This is a genomic window from Mycobacterium sp. GA-0227b, assembly GCF_001499855.1.
Taxonomy (GTDB): domain Bacteria; phylum Actinomycetota; class Actinomycetes; order Mycobacteriales; family Mycobacteriaceae; genus Mycobacterium.
Genome location: NZ_LQIK01000033.1, coordinates 16,126 through 35,736 on the forward strand (window position 1 = coordinate 16,126; position 19,611 = coordinate 35,736).

General features: G+C 68.3%; 11 protein-coding genes and 2 tRNA genes. 6 read left to right on the forward strand and 7 right to left on the reverse strand.

All coding sequences use genetic code 11. The annotated features are described in order from the left end of the window. Positions 1 to 115 precede the first annotated feature (115 nt). On the forward strand, positions 116 to 862 hold the full coding sequence (locus AU185_RS22070) for an MmpS family transport accessory protein (protein WP_059102088.1): 747 nt from the start codon (positions 116 to 118) through the stop codon (positions 860 to 862). Here the strand turns inward: AU185_RS22070 and AU185_RS22075 are convergent. Further along, complete coding sequence (locus AU185_RS22075; protein ID WP_059101891.1) at positions 859 to 2,178, reverse strand: MFS transporter; 1,320 nt, start codon at positions 2,176 to 2,178, stop codon at positions 859 to 861. The two genes, AU185_RS22070 and AU185_RS22075, sit on opposite strands and share 4 nt — an antisense overlap. 26 nt (positions 2,179 to 2,204) lie before the next feature. On the opposite strand from AU185_RS22075, the gene cmrA reads away from it, so the two are divergent. Beyond that, positions 2,205 to 3,011 carry a mycolate reductase gene (gene cmrA, locus AU185_RS22080; RefSeq protein WP_059101892.1) on the forward strand — a complete coding sequence of 269 codons (807 nt, stop codon included), beginning with the start codon at positions 2,205 to 2,207 and terminating at the stop codon, positions 3,009 to 3,011. A 92-nt stretch (positions 3,012 to 3,103) separates the two neighbouring features. On the opposite strand, the gene AU185_RS22085 is transcribed toward cmrA, so the two are convergent. Continuing rightward, positions 3,104 to 4,699 carry a helicase HerA-like domain-containing protein gene (locus AU185_RS22085; RefSeq protein WP_059101893.1) on the reverse strand — a complete coding sequence of 532 codons (1,596 nt, stop codon included), beginning with the start codon at positions 4,697 to 4,699 and terminating at the stop codon, positions 3,104 to 3,106. An 82-nt stretch (positions 4,700 to 4,781) separates the two neighbouring features. Here AU185_RS22085 and orn point away from each other — a divergent pair, with 82 nt between their 5' ends. Then, complete coding sequence (gene orn, locus AU185_RS22090; protein ID WP_059102089.1) at positions 4,782 to 5,429, forward strand: oligoribonuclease; 648 nt, start codon at positions 4,782 to 4,784, stop codon at positions 5,427 to 5,429. Between the two features lie 41 nt (positions 5,430 to 5,470). Beyond that, a tRNA-His gene (locus AU185_RS22095) sits at positions 5,471 to 5,543 on the forward strand. Between the two features lie 60 nt (positions 5,544 to 5,603). On the opposite strand, the gene AU185_RS22100 is transcribed toward AU185_RS22095, so the two are convergent. Beyond that, positions 5,604 to 6,821: a L,D-transpeptidase gene (locus AU185_RS22100; RefSeq protein WP_059101894.1), complete on the reverse strand. Its 1,218-nt coding sequence runs from the start codon at positions 6,819 to 6,821 to the stop codon at positions 5,604 to 5,606. Between the two features lie 157 nt (positions 6,822 to 6,978). On the opposite strand from AU185_RS22100, the gene AU185_RS22105 reads away from it, so the two are divergent. After that, positions 6,979 to 7,051, forward strand: a tRNA-Lys gene (locus AU185_RS22105). 522 nt (positions 7,052 to 7,573) lie between these two features. Here AU185_RS22105 and AU185_RS22110 read toward each other — a convergent pair. Beyond that, a complete protein-coding gene (locus AU185_RS22110; protein WP_059102090.1) occupies positions 7,574 to 7,801 on the reverse strand; it encodes a DUF3618 domain-containing protein in 228 nt (75 codons plus the stop codon). Positions 7,802 to 7,912: 111 nt separating this feature from the next. Here AU185_RS22110 and bcp point away from each other — a divergent pair, with 111 nt between their 5' ends. Further along, on the forward strand, positions 7,913 to 8,386 hold the full coding sequence (bcp, locus tag AU185_RS22115) for a thioredoxin-dependent thiol peroxidase (protein WP_059101895.1): 474 nt from the start codon (positions 7,913 to 7,915) through the stop codon (positions 8,384 to 8,386). Here the strand turns inward: bcp and AU185_RS22120 are convergent. The 3 genes from AU185_RS22120 to AU185_RS22130 all read right to left on the reverse strand — a co-directional run bounded on the left by AU185_RS22120 (position 8,363) and on the right by AU185_RS22130 (position 19,457). Further along, positions 8,363 to 9,718, reverse strand: coding sequence for a dipeptidase (locus tag AU185_RS22120; protein WP_059101896.1), 1,356 nt, complete (start codon positions 9,716 to 9,718; stop codon positions 8,363 to 8,365). The genes bcp and AU185_RS22120 overlap by 24 nt on opposite strands. A gap of 100 nt (positions 9,719 to 9,818) precedes the next feature. Beyond that, positions 9,819 to 10,211: a holo-ACP synthase AcpS gene (gene acpS, locus AU185_RS22125; RefSeq protein ID WP_059101897.1), complete on the reverse strand. Its 393-nt coding sequence runs from the start codon at positions 10,209 to 10,211 to the stop codon at positions 9,819 to 9,821. Between the two features lie 15 nt (positions 10,212 to 10,226). Beyond that, positions 10,227 to 19,457 carry a type I polyketide synthase gene (locus AU185_RS22130; RefSeq protein ID WP_059101898.1) on the reverse strand — a complete coding sequence of 3,077 codons (9,231 nt, stop codon included), beginning with the start codon at positions 19,455 to 19,457 and terminating at the stop codon, positions 10,227 to 10,229. Positions 19,458 to 19,611: the final 154 nt, after the last annotated feature.

Sequence of the window (19,611 nt, forward strand, 5' to 3'; positions counted from 1 at the left end):
TAGACCCGGCGAACCTGTTCTCCCACCGGACCAATTCTGCATACCTGGCGAGCCGGGCGCCGAGGGGCGGTCAGTTGAGCGGTCGCACAGGTACCCTCGCACCCATGAGGTGGGTATGACCGACACACCACGGCCCGGCCGCGATGAGCAACCGCAGGGCTACCCGTACCTGGAATACAACGATCCGGCATACGCCAGCCAGGCCTACGGCCCCACCTATCAGGCACCTCCCGGACCTGCACCGACGGAGCAGCTGCCGTCGTCCGCGTATGGGTACGACCCCTACGGAACCGGCCAGTACGGCGCGCCGTACCCGCCCGGCGACCCGTCCCAGCCACCGCCGGAGGGACCGAAGTCGCCACGCTGGCTGTGGCTGCTGGCGGGCATCGCGGTGCTGACCGTGATCGGCCTGGTGATCGCGCTGGTGATCGTGAACTCTTCGCAGCAGCAGACGGTCGTCGCGCCGCCCCCTATGCAAGAGCCCAACTACACCACGCCGACCCCGACGACAACGCCGCGCACGCCCACCAACCCGGGCCTGCCGCTGCCGACTGTGCCCACCGTGCCGTCCTCGCCCGGCCGGACCACCCCCGGTGCGACGCAGACCGTCGTCTACGTCGTCAGCGGCACCGGACGTGCGATCAACATCACCTACGTCGACAGCGGCGGCCTGCTGCAGACCGAGTTCAACGTGATGCTGCCCTGGAGCAAGGAAGTGGAGTTGTCCGAATCGGCCGCCGCGTCGGCGAGCGTCAGCATCATCAACGTCGGCCGCGAGGTGAACTGTTCGATCACCATCGACGGCGCCGTGGTGCAGCAGCGCTCCGGCGCGGGCCTGACCATCTGCACCGCCAGCGGTTAGCCCGTCGGCCGGGGCGGGACGCGCACCGCGAGCATGGCCAACAACCCGGCGGCGAGCACGACGACCAGCCCGCCCATACCCGCACGGTCGGTGTCGAAGACCGCGATGAACACCGAGAACAGCATGGGCGCCAGGTACGAAACGGCGCGGCCGGTGGTGGTGTAGAGGCCGAACGCGACGCCCTCCTTGCCCTCGGCCGACAGGCGCATCATCAGGGTGCGCGCAGACGACAGCGTCGGGCCGATGAACAGGCAGAGCGCCAGCCCGCAGATCCAGAACGCGAGCGCCCCGTCGAGCGTCATCAGCGTGAGACCGACGGCGATCATCGCGGTCAACGCGGCGACGATCACCGGCTTGGCGCCGAAGCGGTCGTCGAGCAGACCGCCGAGGACGGCGCCGACCGCGGCGATGGTGCTCGCGCTCACGCCGAACAACAGCACGTCGGCCTCCGAGACGCCGTAGACGCGCACGCCGAGCACCGCGCCGAACGCGAAGATCCCGGTGAGGCCGTCGCGGAAGACCGCGCTGGCGATCAGGTAATAGACGACGTTGTGGTCACGACGCCATTCGCTGCGGATGTCCGTCCACAGCTTGCGGTATCCACCGATGAAGCCGACGGTTTCGCGGCTGTCCATCGGCCCCGGCATCGCGCTGGGCACGGCGAGCAGCACCGGCACGGCGAACAGCCCGAACCAGACGGCCGTGAAAACCATGGCGGCCCTGACGTTTTGGCCGTCGTCGACCGGCAGGCTCAACATTCCACCGTCGCCCGAGATGAACCCGAGGTACACCACCAACAGCAGCGTGACACTGCCGAAATAGCCCAGGCCCAAACCGAATCCGGAGATCTGCCCGGATGTCTGCGGTGTCGACAGCTGGCGCAGCATCGCGTTGTAGGGCACGGTGGCGAGTTCGTTGCACGCCGAAGCGCAGCCCAGGAGCAGCAGGCCGAGCGCCAGGTAGCGGTAGTCGTCGCGGACAAAGCTCGTCGACGCGATCAGCACCACAGCGGTCGCGCTGAGCACGGCCAGCACGCGCCGCCGCCGCCACGGTGCGTCGACCCACACCCCCGTCACCGGGGCCAGCAGCGCGACCACGAGCCCGGCCAGGCCCAGCGCCCACCCCAGCCAGCTGGTTGCGCTGATGTCGCCAGGCAGGTCGTCGCCGACGGAGTTGGTCAGGTAGATCGAGAACACGAAGGTCACCGCCACCGCGTTCATCCCGGTCGCCCCGAAGTCCCACAACGCCCACGAGATGACCTGCCGCCGACTGGCGGTCCGCGCGGGCAGCAGGTCTGAATCGGGTGGGTCGGTCATGGTCCGCCCACGATATAGTCCGTCGCGTGTCAGTACCCGCTCCCAGCGCCGATGCCCGCGCAGTGGTCACCGGCGCATCGCAGAACATCGGCGAGGCGTTGGCCGCCGAACTCGCCGCCCGTGGACACCACCTGATCATCACCGCGCGCCGCGAAGATGTCCTGCGAGCGCTGGCGGACCGGCTCACCGAGCAGTACGGCGTGACGGTGGAGGTGCGACCCGTCGACCTGGCCGACCCGACCGAACGCACCAAGCTGTGCGACGAGTTGGCGACCCGCAACATCTCGATCTTGTGCGCGAACGCGGGCACCGCGACGTTCGGCCCCGTGGCATCGCTGGATCCGGCGGACGAGAAGGCGCAGGTCCAGCTGAACGTGCTGGGCGTGCACGACCTGGTGCTCGCCGTGCTGCCCGGGATGGTCGAGCGCAAGGCCGGCGGCATCCTGATTTCCGGTTCGGCGGCCGGGAATTCGCCGATTCCCAACAATGCGACCTATGCCGCGACGAAGGCGTTCGTCAACACATTCAGCGAGTCGCTGCGCGGTGAGCTCAAGCGCGCCGGCGTGCACGTGACGCTGCTCGCCCCAGGCCCCGTGCGCGAGACGCTGCCCTCCGCGGAGGAGCAGTCGCTGGTGGAGAAGCTGATTCCCGACTTCTTGTGGATTTCGACGCAGTACACCGCCAAACAGTCACTGGACGCGTTGGAGCGCAACAAGATGCGCGTCGTCCCCGGCGTGACGTCGAAGGCGATGTCGGTGGCGGCGGGGTACACGCCGCGGTCGATAGTGACGCCGATCGTCGGAGCCGTCTACAAGAAACTCGGCGGCGGCTGAGGCGGATAACCCACGCTCTGGTGCGACGAGACTGCTCACAGATCGCGAATTTCCGCCGGATCGCGATCTGTGAGCAGTCTCGATGGGCGGCGTCAGCGGCGACGGCGGCTCCGTCGGCGGCCGGTGCCGAAGATGCTGCGGGTGATCTCACGACCGATCACCGTGCCCGCCGAGCGCATCGCGCTCTTGAACGCGGGGCTGCTCATCATCTTCTCCAGCATCCCGGGTTCGGCGGTGTCGCGCGAGCGCACCTCACCCGAGGCGGTCGCCCCGCCGACATCCGGTGGCAACGGCGGAGGTAACGCGTCGTCGGCGGGCGGCGCCGGCGGTGCCAGCTTGGCGTTGAGCCGTTCGTAGGCGGACTCGCGGTCGATGGTCTGGCCGTATTCGGCTTGCAGCGGACTGGCTTTCGCCGCCGAGGTGATCGCCTCCGGTCCGATGGTGTCCATCAGCGATCGCGGGGCACGCATCCGCGTCCACGCCACCGGCGTCGGAGCGCCCTTCTCCGAGAGCACCGTGACGATGGCCTCGCCGATACCGAGCGACGTCAACGCCGACTTGAGTTCGTACACATCGGTTTTCGGGTATGTGCGCACCGTCTTCGACAGCGCCTTCTCGTCGTCCGGCGTGAACGCCCGCAGCGCGTGCTGAATTCGTGCGCCCAACTGGGACAGCACGTCGTTGGGCACGTCGGTGGGCAACTGCGTGCAGAAGAACACGCCCACACCCTTCGACCGGATAAGCTTCACCGTCTGCTCGACCTGCTCGAGGAACGCCTTGGACGCGTCCGAGAAAAGCAGATGAGCCTCGTCGAAGAAGAAAACCAGCTTGGGTTTGTCGAGGTCGCCGACCTCGGGCAGCGTCGAGAACAAGTCGGCGAGCACCCACATCAGGAACGTCGAGAACATCACCGGCCGTGCGCCCTGGCTGCCGAGCTCGAGCAGCGAGATGATGCCGCGCCCCTGATCGTCGACCCGCAGCAGATCGTCGGGTTCCAGCTCGGGCTCACCGAAGAACGTGTCGCCGCCCTCGGCTTCGAGGTTCACCAGTGCCCGCAGGATCACGCCCGCCGTCGTTTTGGACACCGCGCCGAGCGCCTTCAGCTCCGGCTTGCCCTCGTCGCTGGTGAGGTATTGGATGACGGCGCGCAGGTCCTTGAGGTCGAGCAGCGAGAGGCCCTTCTGATCGGCCCAGTGGAAGATCAGGCCCAGCGTCGACTCCTGGGTCGCGTTCAGTTCGAGCACCTTCGACAGCAGGATCGGCCCGAAGCTGGAGATCGTCGCGCGCACCGGGACACCGATGCCCGACGTGCCCAGCGACAGAAACTCGACCGGATAGGTCGTCGGCGTCCAGGCGTCTCCGGTGTCTTTGGCCCGCGCCTGGATGTTCTCGTCGGCCTCACCGGGCCGAGACAGCCCCGACAGGTCGCCCTTCACGTCGGCCATCACGCAGGGCACGCCCGCGGCCGAGAGCTGTTCGGCGAGCACCTGCAGCGACTTGGTCTTGCCGGTGCCTGTGGCACCGGCGATCAGCCCGTGACGGTTGACGGTGGCCAGCGGAATGCGGACCTGCGCGGCCGGGTCGCAGGTGCCGTCGACGACGACGCCGCCGAGCTCGAGCGCCGCACCTTCGACGGCATAACCTGCGGCGATCTGCTGTGCGGGACTGGCGGTCGGCTCAGTGGTCATGGCTGGCACCTTAACTCGCGGGGCACGCCGTTCGGGCGGGTGCAACGGGCCACGCAGCGCTGTAAGGCTTACTGTGAGCGTCGTGCGCGACGAACTGGTATGGATCGACTGCGAGATGACCGGCCTCGACTTGAAGTCCGACTTGCTCATCGAGATCGCGGTGTTGGTGACAGACGCAGACCTCAACATCCTCGGCGAGGGTCTCGACGTAGTCATCCACGTCGACGACGAGGCGTTGTCGTCGATGATCCCGGTGGTCACCGAGATGCACACGCGATCGGGGCTCATCGAGGAGGTGCGAGCGTCGACCGTCACGCTGCCCGAGGCCGAGGAACTGGTGCTCGACTACATCCGCACGCACGTCAAACAGGCCAAGACGGCGCCGCTGGCCGGCAACTCGATCGCGACCGACCGCGGCTTCATCGCCCGCGACATGCCCAAGCTCGATGACTACCTGCACTATCGGATGATCGATGTGAGCTCCATCAAGGAGTTGTGCAGACGCTGGTATCCCCGGATCTACTTCGGCCAACCCGAGAAGGGCCTCGCGCACCGGGCACTGGCCGACATCCACGAATCGATCCGCGAATTGCAGTATTACCGCCGCACCGCGTTCGTGCCGGCCCCGGGACCTTCGACCAGCGATATCGCCGCCATCGCCGGAGAATTGGGCTCCTCGAACGGGGGCCCGAAGGATATCGATTCGGTCGCTGAGCGTCCGAGCGGCTAGTATCGACGTCGCCGTCCTGCCCGCTCGGGCACGCGGCGATGGTGGCTGTAGTTCAGTTGGTAGAGCACCAGGTTGTGATCCTGGCTGTCGCGGGTTCGAGTCCCGTCAGCCACCCCGCAGATACGAACGCGGCCCTCGGCAGAGATGCCGGGGCCGCGTTCGGCGTTTTCCGGGTCAGACGCCGGCGTTGCCCGCTTTCCACTGCTCCCACGGGATGTTCCAGTCGCCCAGACCGTCGGTGCCGGGCAGCGTCGATCCCACGGTGTTGACGATCTCGACGATGTCCCCGCGCTTGGAGTTGTCATGGAACCATCGCCCATTGCTGGTGCTGACGTTGATGCAGCCGTGGCTGACGTTGCTGTAGCCCTGGCTGCCCACCGACCACGGCGCGGCGTGTACGTAAATGCCGCTGTAGGAGATCTGGGTGGCCCAGTCCACCTCGGTGCGATATCCGTTGGGCGAGTTGACCGGAACGCCGTAGGTGGACGAATCCATCACCATGTGCGAGAGGCGGTCGCCGACGATGTAGGTGCCGTTGTTGGTCGGCGTGCTGTTCTTGCCCATCGACACCGGCATGGTCTTGATCACTTCGCCGTTGCGTTTGACCGTCAGCGTCTTGGTGCTGTCATCGACGGTGGTGATCACTTCGTCGCCGATGGTGAAGCGCGTGCTGACGTTGTCCTGGCCGAACAGGCCGTCGCCGAGGTCGACTCCGTAGGTGTTGACCGCGACCTCGACCTTGGTGCCGGGCTTCCAGTACTTCGCCGGCCGCCAGCGCACCTCGCGGTTGCTGAGCCAGTAGAACGCACCCTCGACCGGCGGGTCGGTCTTGATCTTGATGGCTTTCTGAGCGGCCAACCGGTTGGGGATGTTCTCGTCGAACCGGATTGCGACCGGCTGCCCGACGCCGACCACCTCACCCTCGTTGGGAATGACGTAGGGCATCGTCAGGTTTTCCGGCGAATGGGTCTCGAAGGTCATCTCCCTCTTGGTGGCCCCGCCGAGCCCGAGCGATTCCGCCGTCAGCGTGTAGCTCTTGTTGAAGCCGAGCGGTTCGGTGGTGGACCAGGACAGCCCGTCGGGACTGAACTTGCCGGCAACGGTCTTCCCGGACTCGTTCACCATGGTGACCGCGCCGAGCACGCCGTCCCCCGCGCTCACGGTCACCGGCGTATCCACGCTCACGCCGACGGCGCCGTCCGTCACCGACGCGGTGAGCTTCGGAATCAGCAGGTCACCGAACGGGGTGCCCTTGTGCTCGATCACCTGCGGCGGTGGCGGCGCCGAGTTGCCACCGCATGCGGACAGCCCGAGCGCCACGGCGGGAACCAGCGCAAGAGCCACCAACCATGCGCGTCGACGCGGACGGGCCACTGAACGGACTCGCCACATTGCTCACTCCACCTCGCAACCAGGGCTGACAAATCGATGATTCTTGGCAACAGTCTAAGGGCAATCTCGGACACGAGGCGCCATGCCGGCGTCGTCGACCATCCGAGTTAGCGGGAATTTCACCCTGCGTGGTGGGGCCTGTTATTGTCGCACCCGCGCGCCGTTAGCTCAGTTGGTAGAGCAGCTGACTCTTAATCAGCGGGTCCGGGGTTCGAAACCCTGACGGCGCACTCAGTTTCAACTTCGACGCGACCGTGGCCACTTCGTCACGGTCGCGTTCGGTTCTCGGGCCACATCGCCGTCCAGCGGCCAGCGGCTGATTGCCAGTAACTGTCGCGTAAATTATTTGCCTTGTTGGCGCGCGCGCCGGCAGCAAGTGTGCTGAGATGGGCAGGTGCCCGTTGGCAGAGATGTTGGCTGGGCAGTTCGGGCAGTTGCGGGTTGGCTCCGCTTCACGATATTTCGGGGTTCAAACTGCGGTAAGGTGGCGATCTCTGTTACAGTCTAGTTAGCTGAACAGCCAAACGCCTCCCGACGGGCGGTGACCGGAAGGAAACGGGTACTTAGCTGATGGTCCAGCTAGGCGGTTCATTCGGAGCCTGTGCAGGGGATGCGGATGCGCCCGACGAATTAACTGCGCAGGTCCCGATCGCCGTGTATTCGTGCAACCGGCTCGGCCGGGTCGCCAATCCCCCCGGTTTCTCCGTCGTCGACTGGTTCCGCTCGGCGCGACGTCGCTGATTCGCTTGCGCTCAGCGCTGCCGGATCCGACGCACCACAAGCACGAGCGTGAGCGCTCCCACGCCGGCGAGCGAGATCGCCACCGCCGGTTTCGTGACGAACCGCACGATCGCGGATTTGACGTCGTCGGCCAATCGGCTGGGGTTGGCGCGCTCGGCGAGTGTGTCCACTGTGGTCGCGAGCTGCTCCCGAGCCTGATCGATATCCCGCTTGATGGTCTCGGGATCGCGGTCCGCCACGTGCGCCTCCAAGCCGTCCAAGTCGCAGCTTCGGGGATGAAGCCTGCCGATCTACCCTAGAGCAGCCCGCGCTCGCCGCAGCGCACCGGTCGACAGAAGGGATGCCCCCGCGTGCCACAGACTCCGCGACTCGAGGTAGGCGACAAAGCCCCTGCGTTCAGCCTGCCCGACGCCGACGGCAACACCGTGAAGCTCGCCGACTACAAGGGCCGCAAGGTCGTCGTGTACTTCTACCCGGCGGCGTCGACCCCTGGCTGCACGAAGCAGGCGTGTGATTTCCGGGACAACCTTCGTGAGCTCAACGACGCCGGGCTCGACGTCATCGGCATCTCCCCCGACAAGCCGGAGAAGCTGGCCAAGTTCCGCGACAAGGAGAAGCTGACCTTCCCGTTGCTCTCGGACCCCGATCGCGAAGTGCTCACCGCCTGGGGCGCGTTCGGCGAGAAGATGATGTACGGCAAGACCGTTCAGGGTGTCATCCGGTCGACGTTCGTCGTCGACGAGGAGGGCAGGATCGCCGAGGCGCAGTACAACGTGCGCGCCACCGGGCACGTCGCGAAGCTACGTCGCGATTTGTCCGTCTGAGCCGCACTTCCCCAGTTCGGCCAACAAGAGGGCCTCGGAGACCGCGGCGCGCTCGAGCACTCCGAGGTGCAAGCTCTCGTTGACGCTATGCGCCTGCGTCGCAGGGTCTTCCACTCCGGTCACCAAAATTTTCGCCGACGGGAACGCGGCGGCGAACTCGGCGATGAACGGAATTGAACCGCCGATTCCCGTGTCGACCGGTTCGGCGCCCCACGCCTCCCGGAAGGCGGCCCGGGCCGCGTCGTAGACCGGTCCGCTGGCGTCGATCGCGTACGGCTGCCCGAGGTCACCCGCTGTGACGGTCACCTGCGCACCCCACGGCGCGTGCTGCTCGAGGTGCCGCGTCAACGCCGCCAGGTGCTCTGCGGCATCGCCGCCGGGCGCGACGCGCATGCTGACTTTGGCGCGCGCCCGCGGAATCAAGGTGTTCGACGACTTGTCGACGGGCGTGGCGTCGATGCCGATGACCGTGATCGCCGGTTTGGCCCACAACCGTTGCGGCACCGAGCCGCAACCGATTTCGGATACGCCGTCCAGCAGCGCGGCTTCCTTGCGCACACGTTCCGACGGATAGTCGAGGTCAGCAGCGGTGGCCTCGTGCAGACCCGCGACCGCGACATTGCCGTCGTCGTCGTGCAGGCTGGCCAACATCCGCACCAGCACACTCAACGCGTCGGGCACGACACCGCCCCACAGCCCCGAGTGCAGGCCGTGATCCAGCGTGGCGACCTCGACGATGCAGTCGGCCAGTCCCCGCAGCGACACCGTCAGCGACGGCACCTCCGTGCTCCAGTTGTCCGAGTCGGCGAGCACGATCACGTCGCAGGCCAGGGTCTTGCGATGCGCCGCCAGCAGGCGTGGCAGCGACGGTGAGCCCGACTCCTCCTCGCCCTCGACGAACACCGTGACACCGACCGGCGGATCGCCGCCGTGCGCCCGAAAGGCAGCCAAATGTGTTGCGATGCCGGCCTTGTCGTCAGCAGTACCGCGGCCGTACAGGCGTCCGTCGCGCTCGGTGGGCTCGAACGGCGGCGAATGCCACTGCGCCGGATCGCCCTCGGGTTGTACGTCGTGATGGGCGTACAGCAGCACCGTCGGCGCACCCGGCGGCGCGGGATGGCGGGCGATGACGGCGGGCGCGCCGCCCTCGCTGACGATCTGTACGTCGCCGAAGCCGGCGTCGGTCAACAGCTTTGCCACCGCGGTGACGCTGCGCTGCACCTCGCCGCGCCGCGCCGGGTCGGCCCACACCGACTCGATGCGCACCAGGTCTTCCAGGTCGCGCCGCACCGACGGCAGCACGTCGCGCACCAGCTGTTTCAGATCGCTCATGACATCGACGCTAGCGGGTCAGTCATCCCCCGCGAGCGACCGCATGATGCCAGCAAAGCGCGGCGTGTCGTGTGCAGACACGGTCGCTCGCGGAATAGACCTAGCGCTCTTCGAGGATGGCGACCGCGGCGGCGGTGCCGGCCTCATGCGTCAGCGACAGGTGGATCGTGACGTCGCGCAGGTGCTCGGCGATCGCCCCGGACAGTCGCACCTTCGGGCGGCCCCACATGTCGGTGATCACCTCGATGTCGCGGTGGATCGCCTCGGGCAGCACGGGCCGCTTGGCGAACCGCGAGCCCGACCAGGCCTTGATCACGGCCTCCTTCGCCGCCCACCGGGCCGCCAGGTGTCGCGCCGCCGACGAGCTCTTGTCGGCGGCGTCCCGCCGCTCGCCGGGCGTGAACGTCTCGGCGAAAACGGTCCCCGGCTGGTCGACCTGCTCGGCGAACTCGGGTATGGAGACCAGGTCGATCCCCACCCCGACTATCGCCATGGGCGAAACGCTATCTCACGCGTGTGCGGGCACATACACGTCGTCGTCGCCGAGCCGCGACGCCGGATCGAGCAGCATCTCGGCTTCCTGCCGCTTCTCCGGGGCGTCGTGGCCGAACCGGCGGTCGGCCGGTTTCTCGTACAGCGGCTTGCCGCCCGCGATCGCCGACGCGAGCCGATGCTGACCCGCCAGCACGCGGGCGTCCGCGCGCTGCTTGTACTGCGCGCGTTCCTCGGGGCTGAGCGCGGCGAGGAACGCCTGCGGATGCACCAGCGCGATCAGACCGGACACGTGGCCGAAGCCCAGGCTGGTGATCAGCCCCGCCTTCAGCGGGAACTTGTCCCCGAAGTCCAGCGTGTCCCGCAGCCAGACCAGGTGCGCAGCACCGGCGAGTTCGTCGTCGACACAATCGAGGCTGCGGTTCGGCGGGATGACGCCGTCGCGCAGGATCTGGCACAGCCCCATCATCTGGAATGCAGCCGCGCCGCCCTTCGAATGACCGGTCAGGCTCTTCTGCGACACCACGAACAACGGTGCCCCCTCCGACCGGCCCAGCGAGTCGGCGAGCCGCTCGTGCAGCTCCGTCTCGTTGGGATCGTTGGCCAGCGTCGAGGTGTCGTGCTTGGAGACCACCGCGATGTCGTCGGGTCCGACGCCGAGTTCTGCCAGCGAGCGCGCCAACTGCGAGCCGCGACCGCCACGGCCCGCCGCCAGCGCGCCGAGGCCCGGGGCCGGGATCGAGGTGTGCACACCGTCGCCGAATGACGACACGTAGCCGACCACCGCGAGCACCGGCAACCCCATCTTGAGCGCGAGATCACCGCGGGCCAGCAGGATGGTGCCACCGCCCTGGCCCTCGACGAACCCGAGCCGACGACGGTCGTTGGCGCGGGAGAACTTCGAGTCGCTGATGCCCTTGGCCCGCATCATCTCGGTGTCCGCGGTCGCGGCCATGTCACCGAACCCGATGATGGCCTCGAGCGTCAGGTCGTCGTACCCGCCGGCGACCACGAACTCCGCCTTGCCGAGCTTGATCTTGTCGACGCCCTCCTCGACCGACACCGCCGCGGTGGCGCAGGCCCCGACGGGGTGGATCATCGCGCCGTAACTGCCCACATAGGACTGCACGACGTGCCCCGCGTACACGTTCGGCAGGACCTCCTGCAGGATGTCGTTCGGCTTGTTCCGGCCCAGCAGGTTGCCGTGGTACATGGTCTGCATCGACGTCATGCCGCCCATGCCGGTGCCCTGCGTGCTGGCCACCAGGCTGGGGTGCACCCAGCGCATCAGTTCCGCTGGCGTGAAGCCGGCGGACAGGAACGCGTCGACGGTGGTGACCAGGTTCCAGATCGCCAGCCGGTCAATGGAGTTCATCATCTCCTGGCTGACGCCGTAGACCATCGGATCGAAGCCGGTGGGGATCTGCGCACCGACGGTGCGCGACAGCTTCGTCTTGCGCGGCACCCGGATCTCGGTGCCCGCCTTGCGGGTGACCTGCCAGTCACCGCTGTCCGAAACGGGTGCGATGACGGTGTGCTCCGGATCGGCGCGGAGGAACGCCCTGGCCTCCTCCTCGTTGGACACCACGAAGGTGAAGTCCTTGTCGAGGAACACCGAAACCAGCAGTGGCGCAGTGTGGTCGGCGTCGATCGCACCGTCGCCGACGAACTCGCGGATACCAACCCGCTCGATCACGGCGTCGTGGTAACGCTCCACCAGCTCGCCCTCGTCGACCAGCTCGCCGGTTTCGGTGTCGTACCAGCCCGGCGTCGGATCGTCCTCCCACTTGACCAGGCCGGTCGTCCATGCCAGCTCGAGCACGCCGGCCGCCGACAGCTCATTGTCGACCTCCATCTCGAAGCGGGTGCGCGAGGAGCCGTACGGCCCCAGCTCGGCGCCGCCGACGATGACCACCATGTCGGCCGGGTCGATGTCGAGGTCCGCCCATTCCGGCGGCGGCGCGGACTTGTAGCCCCGCGGCGGCGACGGCAACGCACGCACGGTGCCCTCGTGATCGGTTTCCTCGGTTCGGCTTTCGGTCACCATCTCATCGCGAGCCTTGGCGGCCAGTTCGGCCATGTCGATGTCGACGTCGGCCAACCCACCGGTGAAGTCGGCCTGCAGCGGCTCGCGCGCCGCGGCCACCTTGGACTCGATGTCGCACAACCCGAGCAGCATGTGGGCCATCTCGTCGGTCGTGTACGTGCGCACACCGGCCTCTTCGACCGCGCCGACGATCGCGTCGTTGTGACCCATCAGGCCCGTGCCCTTGGTCCACCCGATCAGCGCGTGGGCCAACGAAACCCGCTGCGCCCACGATGTTTCGGCCTTCCATCGGGTCACCAGCGCGTCGAGCGCGGACTTGGCCTCGCCGTAGGCGCCGTCACCGCCGAACATTCCGCGGTTCGGTGAGCCGGGCAGCACGACGTGCAGTCGCGCGGCGATGTCACGTTCGGCCCCGATGTGTGACAGTCCGCCGATCAGCCGCTGCACGGCCCACAGCAGCACCTTCATCTCCATCTCGGCGCGCGACCCGGCCTCGGACAGGTCGCCGGCCACCCGCGGCGCGGCGAACGGGAACAGCAGCGTCGGCGTCTGGGCGTCCTTGAGGTGGATCGACTGCGGCCCAAGGCTTTCGGTCTGCTCGCTGCCGACCCACTGAACCAGCGCATCGATGTCGGTGTAGGACGCCATGTTGGCCGGCACCACCCACAACTTGGCATCCCAGCGGGCGTGGTCGCGGTAGAGGGTGCGGTAGAACGCCAACCGGTCGTCGTCGAGCTTGGACGTCGTCGCGATGACCGTCGCCCCGCCGTCGAGCAATTGCGCCACCACGGACGCGGCGATCGACCCCTTCGAGGCACCGGTGACGACGGCGACCTCGTCGCTGTAGCGACCTGCGCCGGGGTTCTCCGCACCCGCCGCGGCGCGCCCGTACAGCGAGGCGTGGATATTGCGACCCGCCGCCAGCGCCTTACCCTGCCACCAGGTGGCCTGCGTGCCGACGACGTGACCGGCGCCCTCGAAACGCTGCGAGAGCCGCTGCCAGTCCGCGTCGATCTCGTCCTCGTCGAGCAGCCACAGCTTGGCCAGATCCTCGCGAGCACTGGCCCAGCGGTCGTCGAAGAGCACTGCCTTGCGACCGTCGAACACCGGCGCCACCAAACGCGGCCAGTCCGAACCCAGTTCGGCGGTGACCAGGTCGATCAGCTCGGCGTCGGTGGCCTCCGGTACAGGGACCGCGGTCTCGAGACCCAGCTGACCCAGGATCGTGCGGGCCACCGAGGCCAGCACGCCGTCGCGGCCGGTGACCTGCTCGGCGAACTCGGACAGCGCGGCGGAGTCCACCACGCCCCCGCTGCCGCCCGCGGCGGACGGCAGCGACACCGCAACACCGCGCCTTGCCGCCACCGCGGAGACCGCCGCGTCGATCACCTTGTCGACGGTGGCCGCGTCGGCCAGCGCGCCGTCGTGCAGGCCGCCCAGGTCGCCACCGCGGACGCTGGACCCCTCGCGGGTGCCGAGCGCCACCTCGACGGTGACGTGCTTGATCCATCCCGGGCCCAGTTCCCACGTCTTGGTGACGCGCTCGGCGATGTAGGCGGGCCGCTTGCCCGACGGACCGAACACCGTGCGCAGTTGGTCGTTGATCGCGTCGGACAGCACCGGGCCGAAGGGCTTGTAGGTCCTGGCCAGCTTGGTGACCTGGCCCTTGAGCCCGGCCAGATCCGCTTCCGCCGCACCGTCGATGGCACCGAGGTCGAGCTCCGAGCCCAGGTCGACCAGCAGTTGGTTACGTCGCGACGACGCGCCGTCGGTGATCGATTCGATGGAGTCCAGCGGCTCGATCTGGTCGATGCGCATCTTCGCCGACAGCGCGATCAACGCCATGGTGGCGTCGGCGGCGTCGAACGTAATGTCGTCCGGCCGCGGAGCGCCGGCGGGCGCTGCGGGCGCTGGAGCCGGGGCGGCCGGTGCGGCGGCCTCGACGGGTGCGGTGGCCTCAGGCGCGGGAGCGGGGGCCGGCTCGTCACCGAGTTCGGGCTCGGGGTCGGTGTCGGTGGCGAACAGCACCGCCGCGTCGCGCTCGGAGTTCAGCACTTCGGTTGTGCTGTGCGAGTATTCGGGCAGCTTCAGGGTGTTGGCCGCCAGGCCCGCCACCGTCGGCGCGGATTTCACGCCGATCTCGACGAAGCGCTCGATGCCCAGGCCGCCCGCGGCTTCCTCGATGAACAGCAGATCCTGGGTTTCGATCCAGCGCACCGGGCTGGCGAATTGCCATGCCAGCAGCTCGATCACGACCTTGCGGCAGAGCTCGGCCGGCTTCTCGTTCCGCCAGGTGTCGTAGTCGGCGAGGATCTCGTCGAGCGGCTCGGCCGGCACCAGGTCGCGGATCTCCTGGATGAAGTCGCGGTCGAGGGTGAACGGCCGCGGAACCAGGTTCGGGATGTAGCGGCCGACGATCAGCGCCGGGTCCTGGTCACGCGGCATCACGCGCTCCAGCGAGCGGCGGAAGTCGGCCACACCGACCCGCAGCACCGACGAGTGGAACGGCACGTCGATGCCCGGCACCAGGATGAACGACCGCTTGCCGCCGGTGATCTCGCGGCGCCGCTCGACTTCTTCCTCCAGTGCCTCCAGCCCGCGCACGGTGCCGGCGATCGCATACTGCGATCCGCGCAGGTTGAAGTTGACGATCTCTAGAAATTCCCCAGTATTCGCGGCGATGTCAGCGACAAACTGTTTGACGTCGGCGTCGTCGAGGTCGATCTGCGACGGCCGGATCGCGGCGAGCCGGTAGTTCGACCGGCCGAGGTGGTCGCGCGGCACGATGTCGTGCATCTTGCTGCCGCGGTGGAACACCACCTCCAGCAACGCTTCCAGCTCGTAGACACCGCTGACGCACGCCAGCGCGGTGTACTCGCCGACGGAGTGACCGCAGGCGATGGCTCCTTCGACGAACGCGCCCTGCTCGCGCATCTCGGCCACCTGGGCGGCGGCCACCGTCGCCATCGCGACCTGGGTGAACTGGGTCAAGAACAGCACGCCGTCGGGGTGGTGGTAGTGCACGCCACTGGCGATCAGGCTGGTCGGGTTGTCGCGCACCACGTGCAGCACCGAGAAGCCCAGCGTGTCGCGGGTGAACTTGTCGGCGGTGTCCCACACCTTGCGGGCGGCCTTGGAGCGTGCGCGCACCTCCATCCCCATGCCCTTGTGCTGGATGCCCTGGCCCGGGAACGCGTAGACGGTCTTGGGCGCGGCGAGCTGCGCCGTCGCGGACATGACGAGGTCGCCCGCGACTTTGGCGGTGATCTCGACGATCTCTGCGCCACGGTCGATTCCGACGCGGTCGACGCGGAAGTCGACCTCGTCACCGGGCAGCACCATGCCGAGGAAGCGCGAGGTCCAGCCGACGACGCGCGCCGGCGGGGCTGGCTTGCCGTCGGTGGCGGCGACGACGTGCTGTGCGGCCGCCGACAGCCACATGCCGTGCACGATGGGCGATTTGAGGCCCGCCAGCAATGCGGCGGCGCGGTCGGTGTGGATCGGGTTGTGATCACCGGAGACGACCGCGAAGGCGCTCATGTCCGTCGGCGCGGTGACGGTCACGTCGCGGCGCCGGCGCCGCGGGGTGTCGGTCGCGTTGTCGGTGATTGCCCCGCCGGCACGCGGCGGATTGGCGAGTTCGGCTGCGCCGGTGCGACCGCGGATCGCGAAGCGCTCCTCGAGAGTGGCCAGCAGGTCGCCCTCGGCGTCGCGGATCTGCACCTCCACGGGCACGACGCGTCCGTATTCGGTGTCGGTGGCGGTCGAAACCGTTGCGGTGATTGCCAATTCGGCCCGGGTTTTCGGCATCTGGCCCAGCAGATGCGCGGCGTGGTCGAGATGCACCAGACTCAGCAGGCCTTCGACGACGGGGAAGCCGTCTTCGGTGAGCGCCGCCCCGATCGCCGCGAAAACCGCGGGCCAGCAGTGGCCGACGAGCGCGTCGGGGACGAGCGTGAGGCCCGGCGCCAGCGGGGCGCCGAACGTCGCGGTGACGCCGGTGTGGTCGGCGACCCGTTCGGGATCCCAGTCGACGGTCACCGTCGCGACGTTGTCGCGCACCGGGGGTAAATCGTCGGGCCCGCCCGAGCTTTCGATGCCGGCCGCGATCGCCAGCACGGCACGCATCGCGGTTGACGCGTCCTCGACCGTGACGACGGGCATGCCGCCGTTGACCGTGCACTCCGGCAGCGTGAACGGGATGTCGACCCAGATGTCGGACAGCGGCACGCTCAACGTCACCCGGTCACCGCTGAGCTCGAGCCGAGCCCCGGTGGAAGGGTGCGTCGCATTGCGGTTTTCGTTGGCCTGCCACTCATTTGGAGCGCCGATTCGGTGCACCGGGTTGATCGCGACGCGGCCCGCCCACAACACGTCGGGCGAGTCGAGCACCACCGCGAGCGGCCCGGTGACGTCGGCGCGCGCCTGGCGGCGCGAAACCACCGGCACCGGGTTACCGTCGGCGGCGAGCGTCTCGTCGATCGCGGCCTGCTCGAAGCGGTCGAGCAGCTCGCCGACCGGCTCGTCGACGCGGGTGATGCCCGCGACCGCCTGCGTGCCGGGGATGATGCACACCTCGTCGGCGGTGTAGCGGGCGTCGTGGGCCTGCCACAGCGAGTCGCTGCGCCACCACCGCCGCACGTCCTTGTCGATGACCGGCACGAAATTGACCGGCTTGCCGGGGGTCTTGCACAGCGTGACGAACCACGGCACGTCGGCCGGGTGCAACCGCAGCGTCTCCGATTCCGGATAGTGCCCCACCAGCGTGGCGATCGCCCGGTCCGGATCATCAAGCAGCGCAGCGTCACCGAAGAGCGTGGCGATCGGGCCGGAATCCTGTGGGTGCAGCCGGGCCTCGGCGCGGTGCAGCATGTCGGCGAAGCGGTCGCGCCAGGTGTCGGCCAGCCACGGGCTGTTCGGCAGCTTCGTGTCGGCGGTGCTGTCGTCGTCGCCGATCGCCAATTCGACGTAGCGTTCCAGCCACTGGCGGTAGGTCATCTCGACGACATCGCCGAAGTACGGCTTGCAGGTGGTGGCCATCGCGGTGATGATCTCGTCGCGGCGGGCCGCCACCGCTTCGGCGTCACCGGCGACCTCGTCGAGCAGCCGGCCGCAGCGTGATGCGGCGTTGTCGATCTCGTGGATGTCGGCGCCGAGTTGGCTGCGGCTGGAAGCCATGCCGCCCTGGGCTTTTCCGGCGCTGATCCAGTGTTCGGTGCCAGTGGTCTCGACCAGCATCTGCTTGACGGCGGGCGAAGTGGTGGCCTCCAGCGTCGCCATCGCCGCGGTGCCCACCAGGATGCCGTCGACCGGCATCGCGGGGAACCCGTACTCGGTGGCCCACTGGCCGGACAGGTACTCGGCCGCCCGCTCGGGGGTGCCGATTCCGCCGCCGACGCAGACGGTGATGTTGGGCAGTTTGCGTAGCTCCCCGTAGGTGCTCAGCAGCAGGTCGTCGAGGTCCTCCCACGAGTGGTGCCCGCCGGCGCGGCCACCCTCGATGTGCACGATGACGTCCTTGCCCGGCACCTCCGCGGCGATCTTGATGACGGACTTGATCTGGTCGACCGTGCCCGGTTTGAACACCACGTGGGTGATGCCGACGGTGTTGAGCTCGTCGATCAGCTCGACGGCTTCCTCGAGTTCGGGGATGCCCGCGGACACGACGACGCCGTCGATCGGTGCACCGGACTGACGCGCCCGCTGCACCAGGCGCTTTCCGCCCAGCTGCAGCTTCCACAGATACGGATCGAGGAACAGCGAGTTGAACTGCACGGCACGGCCCGGCTCGAGCAGCGTCGTCAACTCGGCGATGCGGTCGGTGAAGATCTCCTCGGTGACCTGTCCACCACCGGCGAGTTCGGCCCAGTGGCCGGCGTTGGCGGCGGCCGCGACGATCTTGGCGTCGACGGTGGTCGGGGTCATCCCCGCGAGCAGGATCGGCGAGCGCCCGGTGAGCCGGGTGAACTTCGTCGACAGCTTCACCGAGCCGTCGGGCAACTGCACGGTGGTCGGGGCGTAGCTCGACCACGCCGGCGGCACCTCGGGCTCAGCACCGACGGTGAACAGATTGCGCTGTCCGACCCGCGTTGCGGCGGGCACGATGCCCACCCCCAGCCCGCGGATGATGGGGGCCGTCAGCCGCGTCACGGTGTCGCTCGGGCCGAGGTCGACGATCCACTTCGCACCGGCCTCGTGCAGCCGCTCCACCTCGGCGACCCAGTCGATCGGGCGCACGAAGATGTGCTCGGTCATCTCGTGCGCGAGTTCGGCGTCGATCCCGCACTTTTCGGCCCACCGGTCGACCAGCTCGACCCCGTCTGCGAGCCGAGGGGTGTGGAACCCGACCTCGACCTGCACCCCGTGGAACACCGGACTGAAAACCGCGCCGCCGCGGACCTTGTTCTTGCGCTCGGCCTCTTCCTTCTCGGTGATCTTGGCGCAGTACAGCTCGAACCGTCCCAGTTGCTCGGGGGTTCCGGTGATGACGACCGACCGCCTGCCGTTGCGGATCGACAGCACCGGCGGCAGCACCGTGCGCACGTCGGTGGAGAACTCCTCGAGCAGTTCTGCGATGCGGTCCGGATCGACGTTGGTCACCGAGACCATCGGCGACTTGTCCCCGCGACCCACCATGCCGCGCCGCCGCGAGACCAGTGATCCGGCCGCGCCGATCAGTTGCAGCAGCGCCAGCAGTTCGGCGTCCTTGGCGCCCCGTGTGCGCAGCGATTCGCAGGCGATGACGCCCTGCGAATGCCCCGCCATGGCGACCGGCGGGGCGCCGTACAGGTCGAGTCCCTGGCGGACGGCGGCGCGGATCGCGGCCATCTGTGCGAGCAGGATGCCCGGTCCGGAGATCGCCGCGGTGATGAGCTGCTTGGTCGGGGGCAGCGGTTCGTCGGCGGCCAGCGCGCGTACCCATTGCAGCGGCTCGAAGCCGATCGGTCGCACCACCACCAGTTCACGGGCGACCGGCTCGAGCAGCAGCGCGGCCTCCCCGGCCACCTCGCTGAGCTCGGACTCGATGCCGGCCGAGCTGACCAGTTCCTCGAGGTTCTCCAGCCAGGAGCCGCCCTGTCCTCCGAAGGCCACGGCGTAGGGTTCACCGGCGTTCAGCCGATCGACGAGCGCGTGGGTACCGGCGTGCGCGGCTCCCGTGGTGCGGTCAGTGGACACCCGGTGCTGCTCGTTGATCGTCACGTCTCGTTATCTCCCTCTGTCCCGCGTCATGCTCGTCGTCGGCTGTGTCTGAGAAGCTCCCGCGCTGCCGGCTCCCTGCCGCGGCGCCACGCGATTCGGCATTGAATCCCGACTGGTCCGGGCGGGCGGTCCCGCGGTGCCTCGCGGACCGCCT

Bases quoted from the DNA above. Each gene is read 5' to 3' on its own strand.
- AU185_RS22070 (WP_059102088.1), top strand. From the start codon at position 116: ATGACCGACACACCACGGCCCGGCCGCGATGAGCAACCGCAGGGCTAC.
- AU185_RS22075 (WP_059101891.1), bottom strand. From the start codon at position 2,178: ATGACCGACCCACCCGATTCAGACCTGCTGCCCGCGCGGACCGCCAGT.
- AU185_RS22085 (WP_059101893.1), bottom strand. From the start codon at position 4,699: ATGACCACTGAGCCGACCGCCAGTCCCGCACAGCAGATCGCCGCAGGT.
- AU185_RS22100 (WP_059101894.1), bottom strand. From the start codon at position 6,821: ATGTGGCGAGTCCGTTCAGTGGCCCGTCCGCGTCGACGCGCATGGTTG.
- AU185_RS22120 (WP_059101896.1), bottom strand. From the start codon at position 9,718: ATGAGCGATCTGAAACAGCTGGTGCGCGACGTGCTGCCGTCGGTGCGG.
- acpS (WP_059101897.1), bottom strand. From the start codon at position 10,211: ATGGCGATAGTCGGGGTGGGGATCGACCTGGTCTCCATACCCGAGTTC.